The sequence below is a fragment of the Chitinophaga pollutisoli genome (assembly GCF_038396755.1).
GTDB classification, from domain to species: Bacteria; Bacteroidota; Bacteroidia; order Chitinophagales; family Chitinophagaceae; genus Chitinophaga; species Chitinophaga pollutisoli.
The window spans coordinates 4,378,719-4,404,737 of record NZ_CP149822.1 but is presented as its reverse complement, the minus strand read 5'-3'; the positions used below and the strand labels follow the sequence as shown (position 1 = coordinate 4,404,737).

Annotated in this window: 26 protein-coding genes; 9 read left to right on the top strand and 17 right to left on the bottom strand. The window is 52.2% G+C overall.

The annotated features are described in order from the left end of the window. Nucleotides 1-34: 34 nt before the first annotated feature. The 3 genes from accC to efp form a co-directional block, all read right to left on the bottom strand. Nucleotides 35-1,372: an acetyl-CoA carboxylase biotin carboxylase subunit gene (gene accC, locus WJU16_RS18650; protein ID WP_341834944.1), complete on the bottom strand. Its 1,338-nt coding sequence runs from the start codon at nucleotides 1,370-1,372 to the stop codon at nucleotides 35-37. Between the two features lie 80 nt (nucleotides 1,373-1,452). Further along, nucleotides 1,453-1,941 (bottom strand): acetyl-CoA carboxylase biotin carboxyl carrier protein, encoded by a 489-nt coding sequence (gene accB / locus WJU16_RS18645; RefSeq protein WP_341834943.1) that lies wholly within the window; start codon nucleotides 1,939-1,941, stop codon nucleotides 1,453-1,455. 66 nt (nucleotides 1,942-2,007) lie between these two features. After that, entirely contained in the window at nucleotides 2,008-2,574 is a 567-nt protein-coding gene (efp, locus tag WJU16_RS18640) for an elongation factor P (RefSeq protein ID WP_341834942.1), read from the bottom strand. Between the two features lie 165 nt (nucleotides 2,575-2,739). On the opposite strand from efp, the gene WJU16_RS18635 reads away from it, so the two are divergent. The 4 genes from WJU16_RS18635 to WJU16_RS18620 all read left to right on the top strand — a co-directional run bounded on the left by WJU16_RS18635 (nucleotide 2,740) and on the right by WJU16_RS18620 (nucleotide 5,578). Beyond that, entirely contained in the window at nucleotides 2,740-3,255 is a 516-nt protein-coding gene (locus tag WJU16_RS18635; protein WP_341834941.1) for a redoxin domain-containing protein, read from the top strand. Between the two features lie 118 nt (nucleotides 3,256-3,373). Then, nucleotides 3,374-4,312, top strand: coding sequence for a malate dehydrogenase (gene mdh / locus WJU16_RS18630; RefSeq protein ID WP_341834940.1), 939 nt, complete (start codon nucleotides 3,374-3,376; stop codon nucleotides 4,310-4,312). 146 nt (nucleotides 4,313-4,458) lie between these two features. Further along, the gene (locus tag WJU16_RS18625; RefSeq protein WP_341834939.1) at nucleotides 4,459-5,037 is read left to right on the top strand and encodes a YceI family protein; all 579 of its coding nucleotides are present in this window, start codon (nucleotides 4,459-4,461) and stop codon (nucleotides 5,035-5,037) included. 76 nt (nucleotides 5,038-5,113) lie between these two features. Beyond that, the gene (locus tag WJU16_RS18620; RefSeq protein WP_341834938.1) at nucleotides 5,114-5,578 is read left to right on the top strand and encodes a MarR family transcriptional regulator; all 465 of its coding nucleotides are present in this window, start codon (nucleotides 5,114-5,116) and stop codon (nucleotides 5,576-5,578) included. Between the two features lie 9 nt (nucleotides 5,579-5,587). Here WJU16_RS18620 and WJU16_RS18615 read toward each other — a convergent pair whose 3' ends face one another. The 4 genes from WJU16_RS18615 to WJU16_RS18600 all read right to left on the bottom strand — a co-directional run bounded on the left by WJU16_RS18615 (nucleotide 5,588) and on the right by WJU16_RS18600 (nucleotide 9,111). Beyond that, nucleotides 5,588-6,499, bottom strand: coding sequence for an MFS transporter (locus tag WJU16_RS18615; RefSeq protein ID WP_341834937.1), 912 nt, complete (start codon nucleotides 6,497-6,499; stop codon nucleotides 5,588-5,590). Then, entirely contained in the window at nucleotides 6,391-6,831 is a 441-nt protein-coding gene (locus WJU16_RS18610) for a hypothetical protein (protein ID WP_341834936.1), read from the bottom strand. Before WJU16_RS18610 ends, WJU16_RS18615 begins: the two co-directional genes overlap by 109 nt. A gap of 108 nt (nucleotides 6,832-6,939) precedes the next feature. Continuing rightward, nucleotides 6,940-7,647: a VTT domain-containing protein gene (locus WJU16_RS18605; protein ID WP_341834935.1), complete on the bottom strand. Its 708-nt coding sequence runs from the start codon at nucleotides 7,645-7,647 to the stop codon at nucleotides 6,940-6,942. An 84-nt stretch (nucleotides 7,648-7,731) separates the two neighbouring features. Further along, complete coding sequence (locus WJU16_RS18600; protein ID WP_341834934.1) at nucleotides 7,732-9,111, bottom strand: cation:dicarboxylate symporter family transporter; 1,380 nt, start codon at nucleotides 9,109-9,111, stop codon at nucleotides 7,732-7,734. A gap of 201 nt (nucleotides 9,112-9,312) precedes the next feature. Here WJU16_RS18600 and WJU16_RS18595 point away from each other — a divergent pair, with 201 nt between their 5' ends. Both WJU16_RS18595 and WJU16_RS18590 read left to right on the top strand, forming a co-directional pair. Further along, nucleotides 9,313-10,767 (top strand): amino acid permease, encoded by a 1,455-nt coding sequence (locus WJU16_RS18595; protein ID WP_341834933.1) that lies wholly within the window; start codon nucleotides 9,313-9,315, stop codon nucleotides 10,765-10,767. A gap of 141 nt (nucleotides 10,768-10,908) precedes the next feature. Continuing rightward, nucleotides 10,909-11,619 (top strand): YebC/PmpR family DNA-binding transcriptional regulator, encoded by a 711-nt coding sequence (locus WJU16_RS18590; protein ID WP_341834932.1) that lies wholly within the window; start codon nucleotides 10,909-10,911, stop codon nucleotides 11,617-11,619. 186 nt (nucleotides 11,620-11,805) lie between these two features. Here the strand turns inward: WJU16_RS18590 and WJU16_RS18585 are convergent, their stop codons facing one another. Continuing rightward, nucleotides 11,806-12,762, bottom strand: coding sequence for a D-2-hydroxyacid dehydrogenase (locus tag WJU16_RS18585; protein ID WP_341834931.1), 957 nt, complete (start codon nucleotides 12,760-12,762; stop codon nucleotides 11,806-11,808). Between the two features lie 56 nt (nucleotides 12,763-12,818). On the opposite strand from WJU16_RS18585, the gene WJU16_RS18580 reads away from it, so the two are divergent. Continuing rightward, nucleotides 12,819-13,193, top strand: a complete 375-nt coding sequence (locus WJU16_RS18580) for a hypothetical protein (protein WP_341834930.1) — start codon at nucleotides 12,819-12,821, stop codon at nucleotides 13,191-13,193. Between the two features lie 987 nt (nucleotides 13,194-14,180). Here the strand turns inward: WJU16_RS18580 and WJU16_RS18575 are convergent. The 4 genes from WJU16_RS18575 to WJU16_RS18560 form a co-directional block, all read right to left on the bottom strand. Beyond that, nucleotides 14,181-14,342 carry a hypothetical protein gene (locus tag WJU16_RS18575; RefSeq protein WP_341834929.1) on the bottom strand — a complete coding sequence of 54 codons (162 nt, stop codon included), beginning with the start codon at nucleotides 14,340-14,342 and terminating at the stop codon, nucleotides 14,181-14,183. 595 nt (nucleotides 14,343-14,937) lie between these two features. Then, entirely contained in the window at nucleotides 14,938-15,282 is a 345-nt protein-coding gene (locus WJU16_RS18570) for a hypothetical protein (protein ID WP_341834928.1), read from the bottom strand. Nucleotides 15,283-15,303: 21 nt separating this feature from the next. Further along, complete coding sequence (locus WJU16_RS18565) at nucleotides 15,304-16,227, bottom strand: J domain-containing protein (protein ID WP_341834927.1); 924 nt, start codon at nucleotides 16,225-16,227, stop codon at nucleotides 15,304-15,306. 115 nt (nucleotides 16,228-16,342) lie between these two features. Further along, on the bottom strand, nucleotides 16,343-18,718 hold the full coding sequence (locus WJU16_RS18560) for a thiamine pyrophosphate-dependent enzyme (RefSeq protein ID WP_341834926.1): 2,376 nt from the start codon (nucleotides 18,716-18,718) through the stop codon (nucleotides 16,343-16,345). 218 nt (nucleotides 18,719-18,936) lie between these two features. Here WJU16_RS18560 and WJU16_RS18555 point away from each other — a divergent pair, with 218 nt between their 5' ends. Then, nucleotides 18,937-19,341 (top strand): DUF1573 domain-containing protein, encoded by a 405-nt coding sequence (locus WJU16_RS18555; RefSeq protein WP_341834925.1) that lies wholly within the window; start codon nucleotides 18,937-18,939, stop codon nucleotides 19,339-19,341. A gap of 113 nt (nucleotides 19,342-19,454) precedes the next feature. Further along, a complete protein-coding gene (locus WJU16_RS18550) occupies nucleotides 19,455-20,648 on the top strand; it encodes a pyridoxal phosphate-dependent aminotransferase (RefSeq protein ID WP_341834924.1) in 1,194 nt (397 codons plus the stop codon). Between the two features lie 785 nt (nucleotides 20,649-21,433). On the opposite strand, the gene carA is transcribed toward WJU16_RS18550, so the two are convergent. The 5 genes from carA to rpsD all read right to left on the bottom strand — a co-directional run bounded on the left by carA (nucleotide 21,434) and on the right by rpsD (nucleotide 25,849). Next, a complete protein-coding gene (gene carA, locus WJU16_RS18545) occupies nucleotides 21,434-22,516 on the bottom strand; it encodes a glutamine-hydrolyzing carbamoyl-phosphate synthase small subunit (protein WP_341834923.1) in 1,083 nt (360 codons plus the stop codon). 126 nt (nucleotides 22,517-22,642) lie between these two features. Next, nucleotides 22,643-23,452, bottom strand: coding sequence for a hypothetical protein (locus WJU16_RS18540; protein WP_341834922.1), 810 nt, complete (start codon nucleotides 23,450-23,452; stop codon nucleotides 22,643-22,645). 125 nt (nucleotides 23,453-23,577) lie between these two features. Next, nucleotides 23,578-24,060 carry a 50S ribosomal protein L17 gene (rplQ, locus tag WJU16_RS18535; protein WP_298716404.1) on the bottom strand — a complete coding sequence of 161 codons (483 nt, stop codon included), beginning with the start codon at nucleotides 24,058-24,060 and terminating at the stop codon, nucleotides 23,578-23,580. Between the two features lie 109 nt (nucleotides 24,061-24,169). Further along, a complete protein-coding gene (locus WJU16_RS18530; protein WP_298716405.1) occupies nucleotides 24,170-25,165 on the bottom strand; it encodes a DNA-directed RNA polymerase subunit alpha in 996 nt (331 codons plus the stop codon). A gap of 78 nt (nucleotides 25,166-25,243) precedes the next feature. Then, complete coding sequence (gene rpsD, locus WJU16_RS18525) at nucleotides 25,244-25,849, bottom strand: 30S ribosomal protein S4 (RefSeq protein WP_298716407.1); 606 nt, start codon at nucleotides 25,847-25,849, stop codon at nucleotides 25,244-25,246. Nucleotides 25,850-26,019: the final 170 nt, after the last annotated feature.

Sequence of the window (26,019 nt, the reverse complement as noted above, 5' to 3'; positions counted from 1 at the left end):
CCGGGAGCCCTTTCGTTTATTCCGTTAACCGCGGTTACTGCAGTTTGAAAGTTTCGGTGAACTTGGTGGTAAAGTTGCCTTTCCGGAAGTTCTCGTCCTGCATGAGTTGCTGGTGGAAGGGTATGGTGGTTTTCACACCTTCGATCACGAATTCGGACAGGGCGCGTTCCATGGTGTTGATGGCTTCTTCGCGGGTTTGGGCCACTGCGATCACCTTGGCGACCATGGAATCGTAATACGGTGGGATCACATAACCGGCATAGATGTGGGAATCCACGCGCACGCCGTGGCCTCCGGGTGTGTGGAGGACGGTGATTTTACCCGGTGAAGGGCGGAAATCGTTATGCGGATCTTCCGCGTTGATGCGGCACTCGATGGCGTGCATCTGCGGCGTATAGTTTTTCCCGGAAATGGGAATACCGGCCGCGATTTTGATTTGTTCCTTGATAAGGTCGAAATTGATCACTTCTTCGGTTACACCGTGCTCCACCTGGATACGGGTGTTCATTTCCATGAAGTAGAAATTACGGTGCTTGTCTACCAGGAATTCGATGGTGCCCACGCTTTCGTAATTGATGGCGGAAGCGGCTTTGATGGCGGCTTCACCCATTTTCTCACGGAGTTCGGGGGTCATGAAGGGCGAGGGAGACTCTTCCACCAGTTTCTGGTGACGGCGCTGTATGGAGCAGTCGCGCTCGCTGAGGTGGCAAACTTTGCCGTATTGGTCGCCGGCGATCTGGATTTCGATGTGACGGGGCTCTTCCACGAATTTCTCCATGTAGATGCCGTCGTTGCTGAAAGCGGCGCGGGCTTCGTTTTTAGCCATTTCGTAGGCATTGGCGATCTCCTCGATGTCCCATACTACGCGCATCCCTTTACCACCGCCGCCGGCGGTTGCTTTGAGGATGACGGGCAGGCCCATTTCCTTTGCCAGTTGCTGGGCTTCTTCCACGCTTTCGAGAAGGCCTTCGGAACCGGGGATCACGGGTACGCCGGCTGCGATCATGGTTTCTTTGGCGGTCATCTTGTCGCCCATCCTGCGGATCATGTCCGGGGTGGGGCCGATGAACTTGATGCCGTGCTCGCCGCAGATCTCCGCGAAGCGGGCGTTTTCGGCGAGGAAGCCATAACCGGGGTGGATGGCGTCTGCGTTGGTGATCTCGGCGGCAGCCATCAGGTGAGGGATATTCAGGTAAGAATCGCTGCTCTGCGGCTTTCCGATACACACGGCTTCGTCGGCGAAACGGACATGAAGAGAGTCTTTGTCCGCCGTTGAATAAACTGCCACTGTCCTGATCCCCATTTCCTTACAGGTACGGATGATGCGCAGGGCAATCTCGCCACGGTTGGCGATCAATATCTTTTTGAACATGTTACGCAAATAGTGTTATAAAAAACAGCGAAAGGAAAAAGGTTGCAAGCAACCTTACAACCTTCGACCGTTATGCAATGTTACGGCTCTACAAGGAAAAGCGGCTGGTCGTATTCAACGGGTGAAGCGTCGTCCACCAGTACTTTCACGATTTTGCCGCTTACTTCGCTTTCGATTTCATTGAACAGTTTCATGGCTTCGATGATGCAAACAACTTTGCCCGGAGCCACTTCATCGCCCACGTTCACGAAGGACGGTTTTCCGGGGCCGGCGCTGCGGTAGAAGGTACCGATCATGGGAGATTTGATGGTGATGAGGTTGCTGGCGGCGGCGGGAGCTCCGGCAGCGGGTGCAGCAGGCGCGGGGGCAGCGGGGGCGGCTTGCGCTACGGGCTGGGCAGCTACGGCAACGGGCTGAACCGCGGTTACGGCCGGCACGGTTACGATCTGCTGTACTTCGTTATCTTTCTGCTTTATTGTAATCTTAAACTGGTCTTGTTCAATGCTCAGTTCGCTGATGTTTGATTTGTTGATCATTTTAATCAGCTCCTGAATCTGTTTAAAGTCCATGTAGACAGTTTTTGGTTTAGTGAATTTGCTGGTTCGCGAAATGATGGATATGAGAAAAGTATATGGCTATTCTTTTACGCGCTCAATATATTCGCCGGTTTTGGTGTTGATACGGATGAGCTCGCCTTCGTTCACGAACAGGGGCACCATGATGGTGGCGCCGCCTTCAACGGTAGCGGGCTTCAGGGTGCGGGTGGCGGTGTCGCCCTTCATACCGGGCTCGGAATAGGTTACTTTCAGCACGATCTTGTCGGGCAGCTCCACAGCCATCGGGAGCTCCGTTTCGGTGTTCATGGCAATCGCCACCTCGTCGCCGTCTTTCAGGAACTGGGGCGCGTCGATCATCTCCTTGTTCACCACGATCTGCTCAAAAGATTCTTTATCCATGAAATTGTACCCGCTTTCGTCCTGGTACAGAAACTGGTATGCTTTTTTCTCTACGCGTACCGGGTAAATGGTATCGCCGGAGTTCCAGGTGTGTTCGATGGAACGGCTATTGTCAACCCCCTTCAATTTGGCCCATACCTTGGCAGCTGCACGGGCGGTTTTGTTCTGACCAAACTCTACAACAGAATACAAACTGTTATCCAGTTTGATGATTAATCCTGTTCTGATATCTGCGGTGGTAGCCATAAAAGGTCAAAGATTTAAAGTTAAAAATTTACATTAAGGATTGCAAAAGTAAAAATTTTAGAATATGAACAAACAAATCTTGCCGGATTTCCCACAAAAGCGGTATAGATTTGATGCCAAATGGCCCTGCAGCCGTATTACTTTAACAATTAAACAAATATAAAGATGCGTACATGGTTATTCGTGCTCTTATGCCTCCCGACGTTCCTGAAAGCCCAATCCGGGCATAATCATGGCCAGGCCCAGCAGGCCGGCGCCAAGCTTCCTCCGTTTAAACAGTACACTTTCGTTGCCCCCTTCCAGCTCACCGCCTACACCGGGCAGGTATTCACCAAGAACGACCTTCCCAAAGGCAAACCCACCATGGTATTCCTCTTCAGTGTGGAATGCGATCATTGCGCACACATGACGGAAGATATCCTTAAAAATATCGACAAGTTCAAAAAAGCCAATATCCTGATGGTAACGCCTTTCAAACTCGAACGGATGAAGGCCTGGTACGACCAATATAAAATCGGCAACTACCCGAACATCATCATGGCCGCCGAGCCTACCCGGCAAATCGTGTATTACTACGACCTGCAGAATTTCCCCGGCATTTACCTCTATAATAAGAAAGGCCAGCTGGAAGCGGATTACGAAGGTACGGTTAAACTGGACACCGTGTTAAAGCATTTGTAAAATTTCCCCCAGGGCGCTCCAACCGGGAAATTTTAGCAGTTTGCACCGAAATTACGGTTACGATATCCTATTTTTGTTACCCAAATAATTCTTCACCTTTTTAAAATATTCAGATACGATGAAAGTAACTGTTGTAGGAGCTGGAAACGTGGGCGCAACCTGCGCTAACGTGCTGGCCCACAGAGATTTCCTGCAGGAAGTTGTGCTGCTCGACATTAAGGAAGGCACCGCGGAAGGCAAAGCGCTCGACACCTGGCAGCAAGCCCCGATCGATTACTACAGCACCAAAGTGACCGGCGTTACCAACGATTATGCTAAAACCGCGGGCAGCGACGTAGTGGTGATCACCTCCGGCCTCCCCCGCAAACCCGGTATGAGCCGCGACGACCTGATCTCTACCAATGCCAATATCGTTAAATCTGTTACCGAGAACATCAACAAATATTCTCCCGACGCTATCATCATCGTGGTTTCCAACCCGCTGGACGTTATGACGTACTGCGCGTTCCTCACCGCGAAGAAAGACAGCTCCAAAGTATTCGGCATGGCCGGTATCCTCGATACCGCCCGCTACCGCGCCTTCCTGGCCGACGAGATCGGATGCTCCCCGAAAGACATCCAGGCCATCCTCATGGGCGGCCACGGCGATACCATGGTTCCCCTTCCCCGCTACACCACCGTTGCCGGTATCCCCGTTACGGAACTGGTGGCTGCCGACAAACTGGAAGCCATCATCCAGCGCACTAAAGTAGGCGGTGGCGAAATCGTGAACCTCCTCGGCACCTCCGCCTGGTACGCACCCGGAGCAGCCGCAGCCCAAATGGTAGAAGCGATCGTGAAAAACGAAAAACGCATCTTCCCCGTTTGCGCATGGCTCACCGGTGAATACGGCCTGAAAGACATCTACCTCGGTGTTCCCGTGGTACTCGGCACCAACGGTATCGAGAAAATCATCGAACTCGACCTCAACGAAAGCGAGAAAGAACTCCTCCACACTTCCGCCAAACACGTGAAAGAAGTGATGGACGTGCTCGACAACATGAAAGCTCCCGCCTGATAAAGGCGCCTCATCTTACCGAAAGCACCCGGCCACGGGTGCTTTCCTTTTTCCACCAGCCCCCACCCCAGTTCATATCATTGATTATCGTACATTTGCATCGAACTACATCAACTAAAATCACCATCGGTCCCAAAAACCATATCATGAGCAAGCTACTGTTTGCCATATTGTTATGCTCTTCGTTGGCTTCGATAGCACAAAGCCCGGTCTGGAAAGCAGACCGAGAACACTCGTCCGTATCATTCTCCGTCACACACCTCATGATCTCTAAAGTGGAAGGCAGGTTCCGCGAGTTCGACGGCAGCATCACCGCCGCCAAACCCGACTTCTCCGACGCCTCCATCCGGTTCGAGGTTGACGCCTTCAGCATCACCACAGGCGACGATAAACGCGACAACCACCTGAAATCGAGCGATTTCCTTCATGCGGAACAGTTCCCCAAACTCTCGTTCCAAAGCACCGCCTTCCGCCGCATCACCGAAGGCAGGTACCAGCTGGAAGGAGACCTGACCATCCGCGACGTCACCCGCCGCGTCAAATTCAACGTCACCTACGGCGGCACCGCCACCGAAGGCAACAAACAAAGCGCCACCTTCAAGGCAACCACCTACATCAACCGGTTCGATTATAACCTGCAGTGGGACAAACTGACCGAAGCAGGCGGCATGGTAGTCGATAAAATGGTCAGCATCATGCTCAAACTGGAATTTGTTAAACAGTAAACGGCCGCACCCCGGAGCCCCCATTGCGCTCCATTTGCCGCCAATCCGTTAATATTGCAAGATATCTTTGCTGCATATGTCCAATATTGAAAAATTAATTTCTATCAGGAATTTCACCAGTGAACACCATAAAGGGCTCGTCAGCCTCATTTTCGTAGGCAACTGGATTATTTCCAAACACCAGAATTTTTTCAAGGAATACGATATCACCATGCAGCAGTTCAATATACTGCGCATCTTACGCGGGCAACATCCTAAATCCGCCAGTATTAACACCCTCAAGGAGCGGATGCTCGACAAAATGAGCGACGTGTCCCGCCTCGTCGAAAGGCTTCGCAAAGCCGAACTCGTGGAAAGGAAAAGCTGCGAGGCCGACCGCCGCGCGGTAGATGTGAAAATCTCCACCAAAGGCCTCGACCTCCTGAAAGAAATTGATGAAAAACTGGACAAACTGGAAGAACCCCTCAAACAATCGCTATCTGACAAGGAAATGGTGCAGCTCAATAAGCTGCTGGACAAGATCCTCAGTTCCTACGAATAATCCTGTCCGCTACTCCTCTACATAATCCAGGTCTTTCCCGAACGTTTCCTCCATGGAATACGCAAACACGAACGCCAGCACAATACAGAGCACGCCGGTCACCAGCCCGCTTTGCAGGTAGCTCAGCCCCGCCGTCTGCAGTCCCCCGAATAACAGGGAAATCACCGGCAGCAGGCCCCGCGCGTAATTGGGAACCGTCGTAGCCGCCGTCGCCCGCAGATTCGTGCCGAACTGCTCCGCCGCCACCGTCACGAAAATCGCCCAGAAGCCCACGCTGAAGCCCATGATGCCGCATACGGTGTAAAACATCGTTACGCTCGCGTCGTACATGAGGAAATAGAGGATCATGCTGGCCAGGCAAAGGGTGTAAAAGATATACAGCACCTTCTTCCGGCTGCGGAGCACCTGGCTCAGATACCCGCTCGCCAGGTCTCCGAAAGTGAGGGCGGCGTAACAAATCATGATAGCCTTGCCCGGGTCGATAGGGCCCTTCACCCCCATTTTTTCCGCGAAAGCATTGGAGAACGTCATAAGGATACCCACAACAAACCAGGTGGGCAACCCGATCATGATGCATTTGAGGTAACGGAAAAATCTTTCCTTATTAGTGAAGAATTTAAAGTAATTGCCACGGCTCACGCCGGATGTCTTTATATTATTAAACATCCCCGATTCCACCACGCTGATGCGCAGGATGAGGAGCGCCAGGCCCAGCCCGCCGCCGATGTAATAACAGATCCGCCAGTTGTCGCCGAAGTATTCCGACACGAAATAGGCCGCCACCGCGCCTGAAATCCCCACGCTGGCCACGATCATGGTGCCGATGCCGCGCTTTTCCTTCGGTAACACTTCCGACACGAGGGTGATCCCCGCGCCCAGCTCTCCCGCCAGGCCCAGCCCCGCCACGAAACGCCAGACCATATACCAGAAAATGGCATTTTCTCCCCTACCATCCCGTTGGCGACGTTGGCCACGGAATACAGGAGTATCGATCCGAAAAGAACGGACAACCGTCCCCGCTTATCGCCCAGCACGCCCCAGATGATCCCTCCGATAAGCATGCCCACCATCTGGATATTGATCAGCCACATGCCTACAGAATCGATTTCGGAAGGGGATAACCCGAGAGAAGCGAGGCTCTTGATCCGGATGATACCGAACAGGAGCAGGTCGTAAATGTCGACGAAGTAACCCAGGGATGCCACAATAACGGCGGCATTCAGCAATTTGACGGGCTTGTTGGCGGAATTCATAAAGGGCTTTACGATTTAGGTTGATACGTGGATGTTCCGGAAAAATAGGTGCTCTTATAAAAAGAAAGAGACGCAAATTTATTGCGTCTCTTCAAATATCAAAATTTTTTAAGGCTTTACTTCTTCCTGTTCTTCAGACTTCGGCGTCTCGATCGGATTGCCGAACTCATCAAAGTGGGCGTGGATGCCGGATTTTCCGAAGATCATTTTAAACGCCACTGGGAGCGTTGTGATCACTACGATGATCACGATGATCCATTCCAGGTGCTCTTTCAGTGTAGGGAATGCTTTATCGAGGAAGTGGCCGGCGAGCATGAGCGAAAACACCCAGGTGAAGGAACCCACGATGTTCCAGAACATGAACTTTTTCCGTTCCATCCCTACGATCCCCGCGATGATCGGGGCGAACGTACGAACGATGGGCAGAAAGCGGGCCACGAAAATAGCGCCGCCGCCATATTTGTCATATACTTCTTTTGCCTGCCAGAGATGCTTTTTCTTAAACAGGAAGCTATCTTTTCTTTTGAACAGGATGGGTCCCGTTTTCCGGCCAAACCAATATCCCACGATATTTCCGAGCACGCCCATAATTGCGATGAGGGTCATCATCACCACGAGCGGCATATTGAAAAAGCTTTCGGCCAGCAGTTCCGCATATATACCTGCCACAAAAAGCAGGGAATCACCCGGGAGGAAGAATCCAATAAATAAGCCTGTTTCCGCGAATATAATCGCCAGGATCAGGTAATAACCTCCATTCGCAATAATCCACTCAGGGTTAAGAATGTGCTTGAAAAAATCTATAATCTGGTCCATGCTGATGTTTAAACTATCTGTTTTGAGCGGCTAAAAATAATCTTTTATATGTCAAGAGGAAGTTAATATTTCCTGAAAGGTGCCTTAGGCTTTGGTTTCAGGCGGTAAATTCTTGAAATCGACCTCTCCTTCCCACTTTCCGATGACGGCAGTCGCCAAACAGTTGCCTATCACGTTGACCGAGGTCCGCGCCATGTCCATCAGCTCGTCGATGCCGAGAATCAGGAACACCGGCCATACCGGGAGGTGGAACGAGGCTACCGTGCCCAGGATGATCACCAGCGTGGCGCGGGGAACACCTGCTACCCCCTTGCTCGTGAGCATCAGGGTAAATACCATAAGGATCTGCTGGGGCCAGGTGAGCGGCGTGCCGGCGGCCTGGGCCACGAACACGGAGGCCAGGGCCAGGTACAGGGTGGAACCGTCGAGGTTGAAGCTGTAACCGGTCGGCATCACGAACGCGATGATCTTCCGCGGAACCCCCATCCGCTCCATGGCTTCCATGGCTTTTGGCAGGGCGGATTCCGAACTGGTGGTGGCGAACGCGATGGAAACCGGCTCGGAAATTTCTTTGATGAACCGTTTGATGGGCAGGCCGATGATGAGCGCCACCGGCACAAATACCACCAGTACGAATACCGCCAGCGCGGCGTACAGGGTGATGAGCAGCTTGAAGAGGTTCCCCAGCACGTCGAGGCCGCCGTGGCCTACCGTGTAGGCGATGGCCGCGCCCACGCCCACCGGGGCGAAGTACATCACGATATTGGTGAATTTGAACATGGTTTCGGACAGGCTTCCGCAGAAATCCAGCATGGGCTGGCGCATTTTGTCTTTCACCATGAGCAGCGCGATCCCGAAAATAACGCTGAATACTACGATTGGCAGAATTTCGCCGTGGTAGATGGATTTGGCGATGTTTTCGGGGAAGATATGCAGGATGATGTCCTGCCAGTTCTGCGGCTTGGTGGCCGGCAGCTCTTCGTGGCCCACGGGCGGTTGGGGAACGCCCACGCCCGCCTGGGAAATATTGATGGCCGCAAGGCCGATGAACAAGGCGATGGTGGTAACGATCTCGAAATAAACGAGTGATTTCCAACCCATACGGCCCACCTGTTTGATATCAGAGTGCCCGGCGATGCCCACCACGAGCGTGGCAAAAAGCAGCGGGGCGATGATGGTCTTGATCAGTTGCAGGAAAACTTTGCTGAGCACCTGGAAGTTCACAGCGATGGCGGGCCAGTCATGCCCCAGTTCGCCGCCCACGAGCATGCTCACGAGGATCCAGGTGGTGAGGGATTTCTTGGCGATGGCATACCACACGAAAGCGGCTACGGTAATCCAGCGGGTGATCATCAGCAGGTCGGCAGGAAATACGCCTGTGAAGTTGTAGTCAATTACATGCAAGATGGCCACAAACGTAAATACGATCAATGCGGTGATCCCTGCCTTCCTAATATTCATCATGAAATAGCGGTGATTTTTTTGGTTTAGATCCTACAAAAGTTGCCCAAAAATAAGGTTCTCGGGCGAAATTCCCGCAGATCCCCCCTACCGCTCGTACATAAAATAAAATATGGGTTTTATCCTGAACACGTTATATTTGACGATCTGAAAACAAATCTAACCGCTAGTTTCTAGTATCAACCATCAACTTCTATTCAATTTATGAGTAACCTTTTTGCCAAGAAACCGATGTCGGTCCTGCTCGGTGAAGCAGCAGACTCTGAAAAAGGTCTGAAACGGACACTCGGTTCAGGGGCGCTCGTTGCATTGGGTATCGGAGCCATCATCGGCGCCGGCCTCTTTTCCCTGACAGGCATCGCGGCGGCAGAGAATGCCGGTCCCGCGGTAACCATCTCCTTCGTACTCGCCGCCATCGGTTGCGGTTTCGCCGGCCTCTGCTACGCCGAATTCGCCTCGATGATACCGGTTGCCGGAAGTGCCTACACCTACTCCTACGCTACCATGGGTGAATTCATCGCCTGGATCATCGGTTGGGACCTGGTGCTGGAATACGCCCTCGGCGCCGCTACGGTGGCCGTTAGCTGGTCGAAGTACCTCCTGGAGCTCCTCCATAAATTCGGAATCCATATCCCCCACCAGCTGGCCGCTTCCCCCTGGGAAACCGTTACGCTGAGCGACGGCACCCTCATCTCAGGCGGTTGGTTCAACCTCCCCGCCGTTATCATCGTATGCCTCCTTTCGCTGCTGCTGATGAAAGGCACCCGCGAATCCGCAGGGATGAACAACTTCCTCGTAATCCTGAAGGTGACCGTGGTGATCGTGTTCATCGTACTCGGCTGGAGCCACATCGATCCCGCCAACTACGAACCCTACATCCCCGCCAATACCGGTAAATACGAAAACTTCGGATGGACCGGCATAGCCACCGGGGCCGCCGTGGTGTTCTTCGCGTTTATCGGCTTCGACGCCGTTTCCACCGCCGCCCAGGAAGCCAAGAACCCCCAGAAAGGCATGCCCATCGGCATCCTCGGTTCCCTCCTGATCTGCACCATATTATATGTACTCTTCGCCCACGTCATGACCGGGCTGCTGAATTATAAAGAATTCGCCGGCGATGCCAAACCCGCCGCCACCGCATTCGCGCAAACCGGGTACGACTTCCTGCAAACCGGCCTGATCATCGCGATCCTCGCAGGTTACACCTCCGTGATCCTGGTGATGATGCTGGGCCAGTCCCGCGTGTTCTACTCTATGAGCCGCGACGGCCTGCTGCCCAAATTCTTCAGCGACGTTCATCCCAAATTCCGCACCCCCTGGAAAACCAACCTGTTCTTCATGGCGTTCGTGAGCCTGTTCTCCGGCCTCGTTCCGGTGAGCGACCTCGGCCACATGGTGAGCATCGGTACCCTCTTCGCCTTCTCGCTGGTATGCATCGGCGTCCTGATCATGCGCAAGAAGATGCCGGAAATCCCCCGCGCCTTCAAAACCCCGCTGGTACCGTTCGTTCCCATCATGGGCGTTATCGTATGTACTTACCTCATGTACTCCCTGCCGCCCGAAAGCTGGGGCCGCCTCGCCATCTGGCTCGGCCTTGGCCTGCTGATTTATTTCACTTACAGCCGTCATAACAGCAAACTGGGTAACAACAAACCGTAAAAACATCCCTTTGTATATAAAATCCCGCCGCAATGGCGGGATTTTTATTTCCCCGAATCCCGGATTTGCCCGGAATTTAATATTTTTGCAGCCTCCTTATCTCCCGGTGCGCCGGTACATAAGCAAACTCTTTCTAACACTATGGGACGTATTTTTGAAGTAAGAAAAGCGACCATGTTCGCCCGTTGGGACCGCATGGCCAAACAATTTACCCGCATCGGCAAGGAAATCGCCATGGCGGTGAAACAAGGCGGTCCGGACCCTGACAACAACCCCGCACTCCGCCGCTGCTTCCTCAACGCCAAAGGCGTAAACATGCCGAAAGACCGTGTGGAAGCTGCCATCAAACGCGCGATGGGGAAAGATAAGACTGATTACGAAGAAGTTGTATACGAAGGATATGCACCTCATGGCGTCGCCGTAATGGTGGAAACCGCTACCGACAACACCACCCGTACCGTTGCCAACGTGCGCATGCACTTCAACAAAGAAGGCGGCAGCCTCGGCAACAGCGGTTCCGTAGCCTTTATGTTCAACCGCCTGGGCGAGTTCAAAATCAAAAACAACGGCCAGAACCTCGAAGACCTCGAACTGGAACTGATTGATTTCGGGCTGGAAGAAATCGGGGAAGACAGCGAAGGCAACATTATCGTACGCGCCACTTTCACCGAATTCGGCAATATGGCCAAAGCGCTGGAAGAAAAAGGCATGGAAGTGATCGCCTCCGAGCTGAAACGCATCCCCGCAAATACCGTGGAGCTCAACGAAGAACAAGCCAAGGAAGTATTGCAGCTGATCGACCGCCTCGAACAGGACGAAGACGTGCAGCAAGTATTCCACAACCTGAAATAATCGCTCACTCGTTATATGCGAAGGCCCGCCCGATCCGGCGGGCCTTTCTTATTTTGCTCCTCGCCCCGAGTAGAGATAGATGGCTGACGTTGGGTTGATGTATGAAAAGTGCAACATTCAATGCAGCCGACCGGAATAAAAAAAGCCTGCTGGCCGCAGGCTTTTTAATATCTAACAGATTCGGAACTAACCGCCGATTACATTTTGCGGATTCCCGTCCAGGAAAGCTTTCACATTTTCCACCGTTTTCTCCATCAGCCGCGATCGCGCTTCCCGGGTTGCCCAGGCAATGTGTGGGGTGATGTAGCAATTACGGGCCGATAGCAAGGGATTGCCTGCCGGAGGAGGCTCGGCCGATAATACATCCAATCCCGCTCCGGCAATTACACCGTTATTCAGCGCTTCCGCCAGGTCGGCCTCCCGGATGAGGGGTCCGCGGCTGGTATTGATGAGGAAAGCGGTAGGTTTCATGGTTGCAAGCAGCCTGGCGTTCACGAATTCCTTGTTGGCCTCGTTGAGCGGGCAATGGAGCGACACCGCATCCGCCTCCCGGAAACAGGTGGCCTGATCCGTGAAGGTGACGCCTTCCATTTTGTCGCGCTCCGGGTGCTTGTGGCTCACGATCACGCGCATGCCGAAGGCAATGCCAATACGGGCCACCGACTGACCGATCTGTCCGAAGCCAATGATAGCCAGCGTTTTGCCGGCGAGCTCCTGGAGGGGCATTTTCCAATAGCTGAAGTCGGGACTGGCCGTCCAGTCGCCGTTACGCACCGAAGTTGCATGCAGTCCTACGCCCTGGCAAAGTTCGAGGAGGAGGGCGAAGGTGAGTTGGGCAACGGAAGGGGAGCTGTAGGCAGGCACGTTGGAAACGGTGATGCCTTGTGCGCGGGCGGCGGCCACGTCTACCACGTTGTAACCGGTGGCCATAACGCCGATATATCGGAGGTCCGGCAGTTGTTGTATGACGGAAGCGGGGATGAGGGATTTGTTAGTGAGGAGGATGTTGGCTCCGCGCGCGCGGTCGGCCACGTCGGAGGGGGCCGTCCTCTCGTGGACGGTTACAGTGCCGAGGGCTTCCAATGCGCTCCACGACAGATCTCCGGGCTGCAGGGCATATCCATCCAGTACTACGATCTTCATTTGAGCAGTTTTTTGGGTGAAGGACTAAAAATAGTAAAAGCAATCCGCAAACATGCATGAATTCCTTTGATTTGGGGGGGAAGGAAAGAAGTGCGGAGTGGCATGGACATAAAAAAGGGATCAGTTCGGCTACGGGGGCTGCAGCTTTTCTGATCCCGGTTGCAAAAATCAACACCAAAAGAATATCGTTCATTATGTATGATAGTTGTAACAAGACGGATTGCATGGAAAAACAATGGATGAAATTCGATTGGTGGACGAATCTGATCCGCTGTGTGTATCATCCGTGGCGGCGTAACCGTTCTCCAACGATGCAACATATTCCGGTGACCGCAAATGAGGTGGTTAACAAACAATATCACCCATGTGCTTATTTACAATTGAAAATCTTTGGCATTAAACGCATCGTAGATTTATTTTCTTGTCGCTGAGCAAGGTCCGTCCCTGGGTGGCATCTGCGGATGGCCGCAGCATTCACATCGGAGTTTGCGTAGCATTCGCGGCGGCGTTGCGGTACTCCAACCATGCAGTATATTCCCGGTGACGGCAAATGAGGTGGTTAACAAACAACATCACCCAAGAGCTTATTTACAATTGAAAATTTTTGGCATTAAACGCATCGTAGATTTATTTTCTTGTCGCTGAGCAAGCTCCGTCCCTGCGTGGCATCTGCGGATGGCCGCAGCATTCATATCGGAGTTTGCGTAGCATTCGCGGCGGCGTTGCGGTACTCCAACCATGCAGTATATTCCCGGTGAAGGCAAATGAGGTGGTTAACAAACAACATCACCCAAGAGCTTATTTACAATTGAAAATTTTTGGAATTAACTGCATAGTGGACTTCGGTTCTTGTCGCAGCGCAAGGTCATCCCCTGAATGGATTCCGCGGGTTGCCGCAGCACTTGTATCGGACGTATCGTTCAAACCTCCTGCGCAATTCAATGAGCGGCTGTCTGCAATGTGCCATGCGTTCCGTTTACGCCTCCAGCTATTCTAACTGTGCATCCGTCCGCGACATGCCATAAATTCCATTTACATCTCCAGCTATATTCTAACTGCGCATCATCCGCAACATGCTATGCATTCACTTTACCTCATCTGTGCTATTGCAATAAGCATCCATCCGCGACATGCCGTGCATTCCATTTACACCTTCCAGGCCGTTCTATCTAAGCATCCGTCCGCAATATGCCATGCATTCCATCTACTATCTTCTGCGATATTCCAATGAGCATCCGTCCACGACATGCCACGCATTCCAGGTCCCTTTTTATTTGTAGGGATCCCTGCCATCATCCCAGTAGCCTCTCACTAACAGGCATGCCTATGACCTGGCCGGGGAGTTGTTTTCCAGGTATCGGGCCAGCAATGGAATGAAAAGAAAAAGAAACATGCGCGGTGGGCGGCGGTACTTGTTTTCAGCGCAGCAGTTGCACTTTATGAAAAACATTATTGAGTTTGTCGATCACGAAATTACCGTATATCGACCGGTAAGTTCCATAGCAGACTTTACCGCTGACTTCCATATTGTGCTCTTTGCCCAGCGGGTGCATCCCTTCTACCAGGCCCGTAAACCGCATCCGCTGTAATTGGCCGCCGCAACGGCATTTGATTTCAGAAAGCTTCTTGTGAGAGTATACAATGGTACTGCATCTAATACATCTTGCTTCCATAATTCAGTTACGTTTGTTTGTTACAAATTTTGGTTGTCTAACGCAAGGCTTGTTTGAACGTAAAAAATAGCGGGTCACAAACAGCTCATGTGTTTGTATAGTCTAAAGAGGAGAAAAATGTTGGAGAGGGTTAAAAAAGAAGAAGAAAACCTGTACCTGTTTTTTCCGGGCGGTTAGTCCGGCGATGCGTGGATTATGGTTAAAAATTCTTTTGAAAAACCAGGCCAGGTTCGCAGAGAACAATTTCAAAGGATATGGGTGAACATTCTTTCGGATCTGGCGCTACGGCTCCCCGCCGACCGCTGAATAAAGAAGGCCGCCCCTTAAAGGACGGCCCCCGTTTTCAGCCTATTTGAACCGTCTAAGCAATTTCATTGTTGATCGTGACTGCAATTTATCTCATTCCATTAACCAATGAATAGCAAACGAGAGAATGAACAAACAATGAACATTAACCGACGGAAATGAACAAGTATATAACTGATAATAAAACAGATATGAATTAAAATGAATAGCTTTTCTTGAAGAGCATCCACTGCGCCTGCGCCACCGCAGGGTTGCGGGGATCGCTGTTAACAATCAATAAGTAGCCAGCCAGGCGGCTCAACTGCCAATCTTCCGCCATCTCCCCACCCTGCCAGCAATATATCCTCCGGAAATTCAACGTCACCGGCATCCGCAATGCCGCACAAGCCTGCATCGCACGGTCCAGCGCCACGCGTAGCCCGTCGGCCGTATACCCCAGCATCTCCCGCAATTCACTGGCGTAAAAATCAGGCGCCGCTTCGGCCTCCGCCCGGTGCTGCTGCTCGAGGATCGCCTCCAGGTAATCGATTGTTTGTAACATAGACTTCCATTTTAAACAGTTTTACAATTCCCGCTTCGCCAGCTTCCGGAACAGCTTTTTCTCCTCCTCCGTCAGATGCTGCGGCACCGTGATCCGAATCCGTACATAAAAATCCCCTGGTACGCCGCCCCCTCCTTCCGCCTCAGGCAACCCCTTCCCCTTCAACCGGAACAACCGCCCGCTGTCCGAACCTTCCGGGATCGTCAGTTGCACCGCACTTCCCGGTACCGGCACCTGCACCTTGCCCCCCAACACCGCCGTATACACGTCTACCGGCACCTCGAGGTACACATCCCGCCCCTTCAGCTCAAACCCTGCCCCCGGCACAATGCTCACTTCAATCAACAAATCCCCGGCCTCCCCGCCATTCATGCCCGGATTGCCCTTGCCTTTCAACCGCAACACCTGACCATCGGTCATGCCCTTCTTTATCTTCAGGTTCAGTTTCTGCCCGTTCACATTGATCTGCCGCGTCCCGCCGGCGTACACTTCTTCTATTCCGATATCCATCGATGCATGCAGATCCCCGCCACGCCGGGTGCGCGCCCTGCCCTGCTGCGCCCTGCTGCGGAAACCGCCACCGAACAAATGCTCGAAGAAGTCCGAAAATTGACCGCCGTCGCCAAACATATCCTCCGCACTGTACTGTCCGCCCCCGCTCTGCTGGGAACGCCAGCGGTTCCAGTCAAAGTCGCCCTGCTGCTGACCCGCCTGTTCATAATATTTCCAGTTCTCCCCGAACTCATCGTACTTCTTCCTTTTCTCCGCATCTCCCAGCACTTCGTACGCCTCGTTCAGCTCCTTGAACTTCTCCTCGGCGAGCTTGTCGTCGGGATTTTTGTCCGGATGATACTTGACCGCCAGTTTGCGATACGCCTTCTTTATTTCGTCAGCGCTCGCTTTCTTGTCCACGCCCAGTATCTTGTAATAGTCTTTGTATTCCATATCTCTTATAATAACAATTCTTGCGCCGGCCTTGTTGGGCAGCCAGAATGACAAAAAAAGCGCCCCCTGCAGCATACAGGGGGCGCGTACAATCAAATTAATATTGGCAGGTTCGCTATTCCCTGATCATATCCATGACAACTTTTACGACGTCTTCCGCATTGGGTTTGGAGAAATAGTCGCCGTCGGACCCATAAGCCGGGCGGTGCGCCTGGGCAGAGAGGGTGCGGGGCGCCACGTCGAGCCAGCGGTAGCCGCCCTGTTGTTCCATCACTTGCTGGAACATGTAAGCGGAGCCGCCGCCGGGAACGTCTTCGTCCACGAACAGGATGCGGTTGGTTTTTTTCAGTGATTCCAGAATGGAATGGCCGGTATCGAAAGGCAGGAGCGTTTGCACGTCGATCAGCTCGCAGGAAACACCCAGTCCGGCGAGGGTTTGCAAGGCCTCCTCGATCACGCGCAGGGTGCTGCCATAGGAAACAATGGTAATGTCGGTGCCTTCGTGGAGGATCTCCGGAACGCCCATAGGCACGGTAAATTCCCCGATATTTACCGGCATTTTCTCTTTCAGGCGATAGCCGTTCAGTGATTCGATCACAATGGCGGGCTCATGGGCGCTGAGGAGGGTGTTGTACATCCCGGCGGCTTGCACCATGTTGCGGGGCACGCATACGTAGAAACCGCGCAGGGAGTTGATAATCATGCCCATCGGACTGCCCGAATGCCAGATGCCTTCCAGCCGGTGGCCGCGGGTGCGGACGATGATCGGGCAGAACTGCGTGCCGCGGGTGCGGTATTGCAGGGAAGCCACATCGTCGCTGAGGGGCTGCAGGCCGTACAGCAGGTAATCCAGGTATTGGATTTCCGCGATGGGGCGAAGGCCGCGCAGCGCCATACCGATGCCCTGGCCCATAATGGTGAGCTCACGGATGCCGGTATCGGCGATCCGGGTTTTGCCGTGGATGGCCTGGAGGCCGGCAAAGCCCTGGTTCACGTCGCCGATCTTGCCCACATCTTCCCCGAAGGCGAATACCAGGGGGTTGTTGTGGAACAGCTGATCGAAGTATTTATTGAGCACTTCATAGCCGTTGATCACGGGAGCGTCGTCGGTATATTGTGCGGGCACTTCCGGTACGTTGAGCGCCGAATTGGCGCCGGTGGCGTAGAGGAGCGTGTTGTAGTTTTCTTTTTCGGTAATGAGCTGGTTGTCGTAGAACAGTTGCAGTTCGTTGATGGCGGGCGAGAAATCGCGCGGGTGGCGGAAGAGGATGTGTGCGGCGGATTTAAGGACATCCCTGCGCAAGGGCTCGCGGTTGGCGGTCAGCTCCTGGATGGTTTGTTGTACAAACTCCACATCGGCACGGCCTTCTTCGATGATCTGGCGGCAGATACCCGCCAGTTCCTGCACCTGGTTGCGGATGGGCGCGATATACTTCTCCCATGCGCGTTTACGGCCTTCATGGGCCAGCACTTTGGCTTCGGCTTCGATTTCCTGGAGGGAGCCTTCGTCGGCCAGGACGTTATCGACGAGCCAGTGACGCATTTTGGTATTGCAGTCGAATTCCTTCTCCCATGCCAGCCGGTCCTTGCTTTTATAGCGTTCGTGGGAGCCGGAGGTGGAGTGGCCCTGGGGCTGGGTGATCTCTTCCACGTGGAAGAGCACGGGCACGTGGGTTTCGCGGGCTTTGCGGATACCTTCTTCAAAGGCTTCGCACAATCCGGCGTAGTCCCATCCCTTTACATTATAAATCTCCAGCCCGTTGGTTTCCTCTCCCTTGCGGAAGCCTTCCAGTGCGGCGCTGATGGAGCCTTTGGTGGTTTGGAGCTTGCGGGGAACGGAAATGCCATAGCCATCGTCCCACACGAAAATACATAACGGTACCTGGAGTACGCCGGCGGCATTTACCGTTTCCCAGAAATGGCCTTCGCTGGTGGAGGCGTCGCCGATGGTGGCGAAGCAAACCTCGTTACCCTGGTGCGAGAGATGCGTGAGCCCTTCCAGCTCCGGAACTTCGCGGAACAGTTTGGATGCGAAGGCGAGCCCTAACGCGCGCGGCATCTGCCCGGCGGTGGGCGCCATATCGGCGGCGGTGTTCTTTTGCGCGGTAAGCGGCAGCCAGTTACCGTCTGCATCAATATTGGGTGTAGCGAAATGAGAATTCATCTGGCGGCCGGCGGAAAACGGATCGTTCTCCAGGTCCGGATCGGCGTAGAGCTGGGAGAAAAACTGCTCTACATTGGCGACTCCGGTAGCAAATGCCCAGGTCTGATCGCGGTAATAACCCGAACGGAAATCGCCCGGTTTGAAATACTTGGACATCGCAATCTGGGCCACTTCCTTGCCATCGCCAAATATCCCGAATTTGGCCTTGCCGGTCAGCACCTCGCGGCGCCCCAGCAGGCTCACTTCCCTGCTGATACAGGCCAGCCTGTAATCATTCAAAACTTCCCTGCGGAACTCTTCAAACGACAACTGGCTTTGCATATTCATAGCTAATTCGTTGTTTTCGATCATGCCATCCTTGTTAAAGCACAAATGTAGGGGAAATTGATGAATGGGTAAATGACTCGGCACATCACGCTAAAATTAAATTTTTAAGAAATTTTTAATATCTTGATATGCACGGTTCAGTTTTTGGCCGTAAATTTGAACTGGAAACTGGTAGAAACGTAAATGTTTAACCAAATCGTTTAAAAACCAATGTTATCATGAAAAAATTCGTTGTATCCCTATTTGCAACTTTACTGGTTACCACATCACTGTGGGCGCAGGCACAGAACGGAGGCGGAACGGCTAATGCAGTGGACGCCAAACTGAAATTCAAGAAAGAAACGGTGGATTTCGGCAAAACCAAGCTGAACAAACCCGTTACCGTTACTTTCGAATTCACCAATATCTCCAAAGAACCCGTGCTGATCGAAGCCGCCAAGCCCAGCTGCGGCTGCACCACCCCGAAGTGGACAGTAGAGCCCATCCTTCCCGGAAAGGCAGGTACCATCACGGCTACCTACAACGCCAATGCGGCGGGCAAGCCGATGAAAACCATCTACCTGAAGCTAAAGGGAGTTGACCAGGAGAAGGAACTGTTCCTCACCGGAACCGTCGAGAACTAAGAGAAACACTTGCAAATAGATGCCTCCCGATCCAAACGGGAGGCATTTTTGTTTTATATCATTTATAACATGGCGAGTTGCCTTACCTTTGCCTCGCAAAAAACCAACACCAAATGCCGAACATCAGTCAGCGCGGCCAGATCATGCCGCCCTCTCCTATCCGCAAACTGGTTCCCTTCGCAGAAGCAGCCAAAAAGAAAGGAGTTACGGTTTACCATCTTAACATCGGCCAGCCCGATATCGAAACGCCGCAGCCCGTGCTCGACGCCGTGCGCCATTCCGACTTCAAAATCCTCGAATACAGCCACAGCGCCGGCAACGAATCCTACCGCCGCAAACTCACCACGTATTACGACCGGTTCGGCATCCAGCTCGACCACAACCAGATCATCGTTACCACCGGCGGCTCCGAAGCCATTATTTTCGGTTTCATGGCCTGCCTCGATCCGGGCGATGAAGTGATCATCCCCGAACCGTTCTACGCCAACTACAATGGCTTCGCCGTAGAAGCGGAAGTGAAAGTAGTGCCCGTCACCTCCGGCATCGAGTCCGGCTTCGCTTTGCCCCCCATTGCTGATTTCGAAAAGAAAATCACGCCCAAAACCAAAGCCATCCTCATTTGCAACCCCAATAACCCCACTGGTTACCTTTATAGCCCGGAGGAACTGAACGTGTTGCGGGATATCTGCAAAAAATATAACCTCTACCTGTTTTCCGACGAAGCATACCGCGAATTCGCGTACGACGGCAATACCCTTTCGGCGTTGCAGCTCGAAGGACTGGAAGACAACGTCGTGGTGTTCGACACCATTTCCAAGCGTTACAGCGCCTGCGGCGGCCGAATCGGCGCCCTGGTGACCCGCAACAAAACACTGCTCGACTCGGTGATGAAATTCGCGCAGGCGCGCCTGAGCCCTCCGAGTTTCGCGCAAATCGCAGCAGAAGCCGCTGTGGATCTGCCCCTGGATTATTTTGACGGCATCAAGGCGGAGTACAAAAGCCGCCGCGACCTGTTGGTAAAGCGCCTGAATGAAATCCCGGGGGTATTTTGCCCCAATCCGGGCGGTGCTTTCTACGCCATGGCGAAACTGCCGATTGACGATGCCGACCGGTTCTGCCAGTGGTTGCTGGAAGATTTCAGCTATGAGCAGCAGACTGTCATGCTGTCTCCAGGTACAGGCTTCTATGCCACGGCTGGTTTAGGCAAGCAGGAAGTACGCCTGGCGTATGTTTTGAACCTGTCCTCCATCGATAAGGCGATGACTGCCCTGACGAAGGCGCTGGAGGTTTACCCGGGCCGCAGCTAAACTGTCAGCATATACTGCCAGTTTGAGTTAAAAAAACATCAAATCTGAAAAACTGACAAAAATCATGTTTTCAGAAATCACCGCCTGGAATGCCTGCCAGAAGCCTTATTTCATATTATAATTAATTCTATATAGCTTTTCAAGAGCACATGGTTTAAAATTTATGGTTTTTTAGTTTTGAAATTTAATTTTTATGCCTATTTTTACTGTGTAATCGGGACGCAAAGGTAGAAGAGAATTAAATAACAAAATTCAATATACATGTTAGACAAATTTCTAAACCTGCTTTGCAAAAAATTAACTTGTATAATTTTGACAAATGGGAAAATGGCCCGACCTTTGCATTATCAACATTATGTAAAAAATCGGCGAAGAACTAAAACGTTTTAGCTAAACAACATATTTTTGTATCAGTTTTTCATAACGTGGAATTTATAAAGGCAAACGGCTCTGATCACAGAGCCGTATTTTTTTCCCTATAGTTTCCACCAGATCCAACCGATTGCATTTTGAAATCCTCTATTTCAAGAAAACTTACCGCCTTTTTAAAACATACACTACCCGAATTTTTCCTATTATTGTCATGTAATGAAAAGACAAGGTAGGTATCGTGCCTAACCGCATGGTACCTTTCGCTAGTTTTCATAACGTGGAATTTTAAAATGCAACGGTCCTGACTCCTCAGGACCGTCTGTTTTCCGGCCTGCCCTGCTTTCCCGCCACTTATACCCATAAAAAAAGGCCCCCATGCGGAGGCCTCTTCCTATCTTTCTACATACACCAAATTATTTGGTGTGGTTGCGGATCATCGTAAAGAAATCGTCGAACAGGTAGCGTGAATCGTGCGGACCAGGCGTGCTTTCCGGATGATACTGCACCGAAAACGCCGGTTTGTTCTTGATACGGATGCCTTCCACAGAATTGTCGTTCAGATTGATGTGCGTTACTTCCACGTTCTCGGAAGCCGCTACCGCCTTCGCGTCGATCGCGAAACCGTGGTTCTGCGTCGTAATCTCGCTCTTGCCGGTCAGCAGGTTCTTTACCGGGTGGTTCAGGCCGCGGTGACCGTGGTGCATTTTATACGTCGGGATACCGTTAGCCATAGCCAGCAGCTGGTGCCCGAGACAGATGCCGAAGAGCGGGCGCTCGGCGGCCAATACTTTTTTAATGGTTTCCACGGCGTACGTCAGCGGTGCGGGGTCGCCAGGACCATTGGAAATGAAATAAGCATGCGGTTTGAACTCCTCACACTCTTCAAAAGTGGTTTTGGTAGGATGCACTTTCAGGTAAGCACCTTTTTCGGAGAGGCATTTCAGCATGTTGCGCTTCACCCCGTTGTCGAGCACCGCGATGCGGATTTCGGCGTTGGGGTCGCCTACGAAATAAGGCTCCTTTGTGGAAACCGCCTCGCAAAGGGCGAGACCTTCCATGGAAGGTACTTCCTTCAAACGTTTGGCCAGTTCCTGCTCGTCGAGGATCTCGGAGGAGATAATGCAGTTCATGGCGCCCTTGTTGCGGATGTGGGCCACCAGCGCGCGGGTGTCTACCTCATGGATGGCTACCAGGTTATTCTCTTCCAGGAACTGGGCGAGCGACTGGTCCGCCATTTTGCGGGAATAGTTGGAAGCGATGTTTTTGCAGATCAGCCCGCTGATTTTCACAGCGCTGGATTCCACGTCTTCCTTCTTGGTGCCGTAGTTCCCTACGTAGCAGTTGTTCATGATCAGCACCTGTCCTTTGTAGGAAGGGTCGGTGAACACCTCCTGGTAGCCGGTCATCCCGGTATTGAAACAAAGCTCCCCGGATGCGGTACCCACTTTACCGAACGCTTTTCCGTGGAAAACGGTGCCATCTTCGAGCAACAGCATGGCAGGCTGTGTAGATCTGATAGTCTGCGGCATTTCTTCTTACCCTTTCTTTTTATGCCCCGTTAGGGACGATTAAAACTTTGCAAAGTTAGGGCATGATTTTGAATTTCGCGCAGGTTTTTCAGATCAATTCAAATGAACGGAGGTCATGATTTTGTCAGCCGCCTGTTTTCCGGCAACATCGTCGGCCGCGTGGGTCACCAACAGCTGTACCTGGCTGCCACCGCGGACGAATATCAGGCTATGGAAAGCGATCGGAGCGGTTTCCCGCAATACGTAAGAACCTTGCTGGATCAGGGCGGGTTGCCCGTCGATCTGTAATTCCCGGGAAGTGTAGCTGAAGCGCGACACGCCGGCGCGGGTTTCCATCCTGCGGGCGGTATGCTGCGCGGCGGTTTCGAGCAGGATACTGGATTGGGAGAGGTAAACGGATTCCTCCATGCGGATGACGATCCCCTCGGTCCTCCCACCTGCCTGGAAGGCCTTCATCCGTATGTTGAGTCGCTCCTCCGCGGATTCGGGCTTGAGGGACAGGGGGCTTTGCATCCGGATGAGATGCCCCCGGAACGTACGCCATTGGGCTTCCTCCAGGAGGCTGGCCGATACCCGGGGCTCGTGGAAAACGGCCATCAGGTAGGGGCCGTATAGGAAACTAAGTCCCGTACAGATGATAAATACGGCAATTGCGGCCGCCAGGGTAAGCTTCTTTCGCCCTGTGAACCCGGTTTTCCGCGCTTTACGGCGCTCCAGTGCGGCGTAGTCCGCCTCGGAAATACCGAATTCCTGCCCGAATGCGTCGGGCGAACCGTCGGGATGTTGGGCGAGCCAGTCTTTATAAATAACTCGAAACTTTTTGCCGCAGGCGTCGCAGAAGGTGAGATATTCGGATTTTAGTGCGCTGTATTCACTGCAATGTTGGCATTTCATGTAATGCATAGGAAAGGGGCGTTAGGTGCCGGCGCCTCTAAATTACGTTTTTTCTATATATAATCAAGGGTCTGGGGGAATAAAAAAGGGATAAGGTGCAGACCTTATCCCTTGGGTATAGCTTTATCGAAAAACTACTCGGCAGCAGGAGCTTCAGCAGCGGGTGCTTCCGCTTCGCCTTCCGCTTTTTTCTTACCGCCGGCACGACGGGTTTTCTTGGCGGGGGCTTTATCTGCAGCGGCAGTTTTGCCGTAGATTTCGTTGAAGTCAACCAGTTCGATCAGCGCAGTTTCGGCGTTGTCACCGATACGTTTGCCGAGCTTGATAATACGGGTGTAACCACCGGGACGGCTGGCGATTTTCTCGCTAACGGTACCGAACAGTTCCTGGATAGCTTCTTTGTCCTGCAGGTAGGAGAACACAATACGACGGTTGTGGGTGTCGTCGGTTTTACCACGGGTCAGCAGGGGCTCAACGTAAACGCGGAGCGCTTTGGCTTTGGCCAGGGTGGTGGTGATACGTTTGTGAGCAATGAGTTCGCAAGCCAGGTTGCTCATGAGGCTTTTGCGGTGAGCGGCTGTGCGGCTCAGTTTGTTCAATTTCTTTCCGTGACGCATGACTTTTTGTTGTTTGGATTCCCTCGCACCGTGTCAGGAATTGCAAGGTACTTGTTATAAAATGCAAATCACGCCATCCATAGCGGCGGCGTGATTTAGGCAGTGAATACTATTCTTCGTCGAGCTTCAATTTGGACAGGTCCATACCGAAGTGCAGGCCTCTTTCGCCCAGCACCTGTTCGATCTCGCTGAGGGATTTCTGACCGAAGTTGCGGAATTTCATCAGTTCTTCCTGCTCGTACTGTACCAGTTCGCTCAGGGAGTTGATTTTCGCCGCTTTCAGGCAGTTGAATGCGCGTACGCTGAGATCCAGATCTTCCAGGGGAGTTTTCAGGATCTTGCGCAGCTGCAGGGTTTGTTCGTCTACCACGTCTTCTTTCTCAGCGTCTTTCGTATCGAAGCTGATGTTTTCATCGGTGATGATCATCAGATGCTGAATCAGAATGCGGGAAGCTTGTTTTACCGCTTCTTCCGGGTGGATAGTACCGTCTGTCACCACTTCCATGATCAGTTTCTCGTAGTCGGTCTTTTGTTCCACACGGGTATTCTCGATGCTGTATTTCACGTTTTTGATCGGCGTGAATACGGAATCGATCGCGATATAACCAAACACCGCATCTTTGGGTCTGTTTTCCTCAGCCGGAACATAACCGCGGCCTTTGCCGATGGTCAGTTCGATATCCAGCTTGGCGGAAGGATCCAGGGTGCAGATCAGCAGTTCGGGGTTCATGATCTGGAAAGAGTTGGTCGCTTTCTCGATCATGTCTGCCCGGAACTCGGTTTTGCCTTTGATGGAAATCTGGATTTTCTCGCTGCTAACTTCATTCTCAACGATTTTCTTGAAACGAACCTGTTTCAGGTTGAGGATGATTTCAGTAACGTCTTCCGTGATACCTTTCAAAGTGGCAAACTCGTGATCAGCGCCTTCGATCTTGATACCCACAATGGCATAGCCCTCCAAAGACGACAACAGCACACGGCGGAGCGCGTTACCAATTGTCACACCATAACCCGGTTCTAACGGACGGAATTCGAATTGAGCTTCAAAGTCTGTTGACTTCTGCAAAACGATCTTGTCAGGCTTTTGGAAATTAAGAATTGCCATTGATATGCTTGATTTATGTTTTTAAGGTATGTTATACGCCTATAGCCACCCCGGAAGTCCGGGATGGCTATATCGTTATTACTTGCTGTACAATTCCACGATCAGTTGTTCCTTGATGTTCTCAGGAACGGATTCCCTTTCAGGATAAGCGATGAAAGTACCTCTCAGTTCTTTCTCGTTGAAGTCTACCCAGTTGAACTTGGGGTTTTTGCCGCGAACCTGGCTGGTAACAGCGGTGTTACCTGCGGATTTAGCTTCCAGGCCTACAACGTCGCCGGGCTTCAGCTGGTAGGAAGGAACGTTTACCACTACGCCGTTAACGGTAACGTGTTTGTGGGAAACGAGCTGGCGGGCAGCCGGACGGGAAGGCGCGATGCCCATGCGGAATACGGTGTTGTCCAGACGTGCTTCCAGCAGTTTGATCAATACTTCACCAGTAACGCCTTTACGACGGTTCGCCTCTTCGAAGAGGTTACGGAACTGTTTTTCCAGTACGCCGTAAGTGTACTTCGCTTTTTGCTTCTCTCTCAGCTGTTGAGCGTACTCACCCAGTTGTTTACGCTTGCGCTGTGCGCCGTGCTGACCGGGAGGGTTGCTGTTCTTGCCTAAATACTTGCCATTTCCTAAAATGGGCTCTCCAAAAATCCTGGAGATCTTGGTCTTTGGTCCTGTGTACCTTGCCATGTTCTGTTGTGCAGATTTTTAGTTACGGTGCACGCTCATTTAAAAATCTTAAAATCCGATCGTGCACCCACTGGTGAATAAATAAATATAATAAAATATGAATTACGAATACGAATTAACCGGTACAAAAGTTCAATTGTACCGGATAATTCGTATCGGAATATCTGATG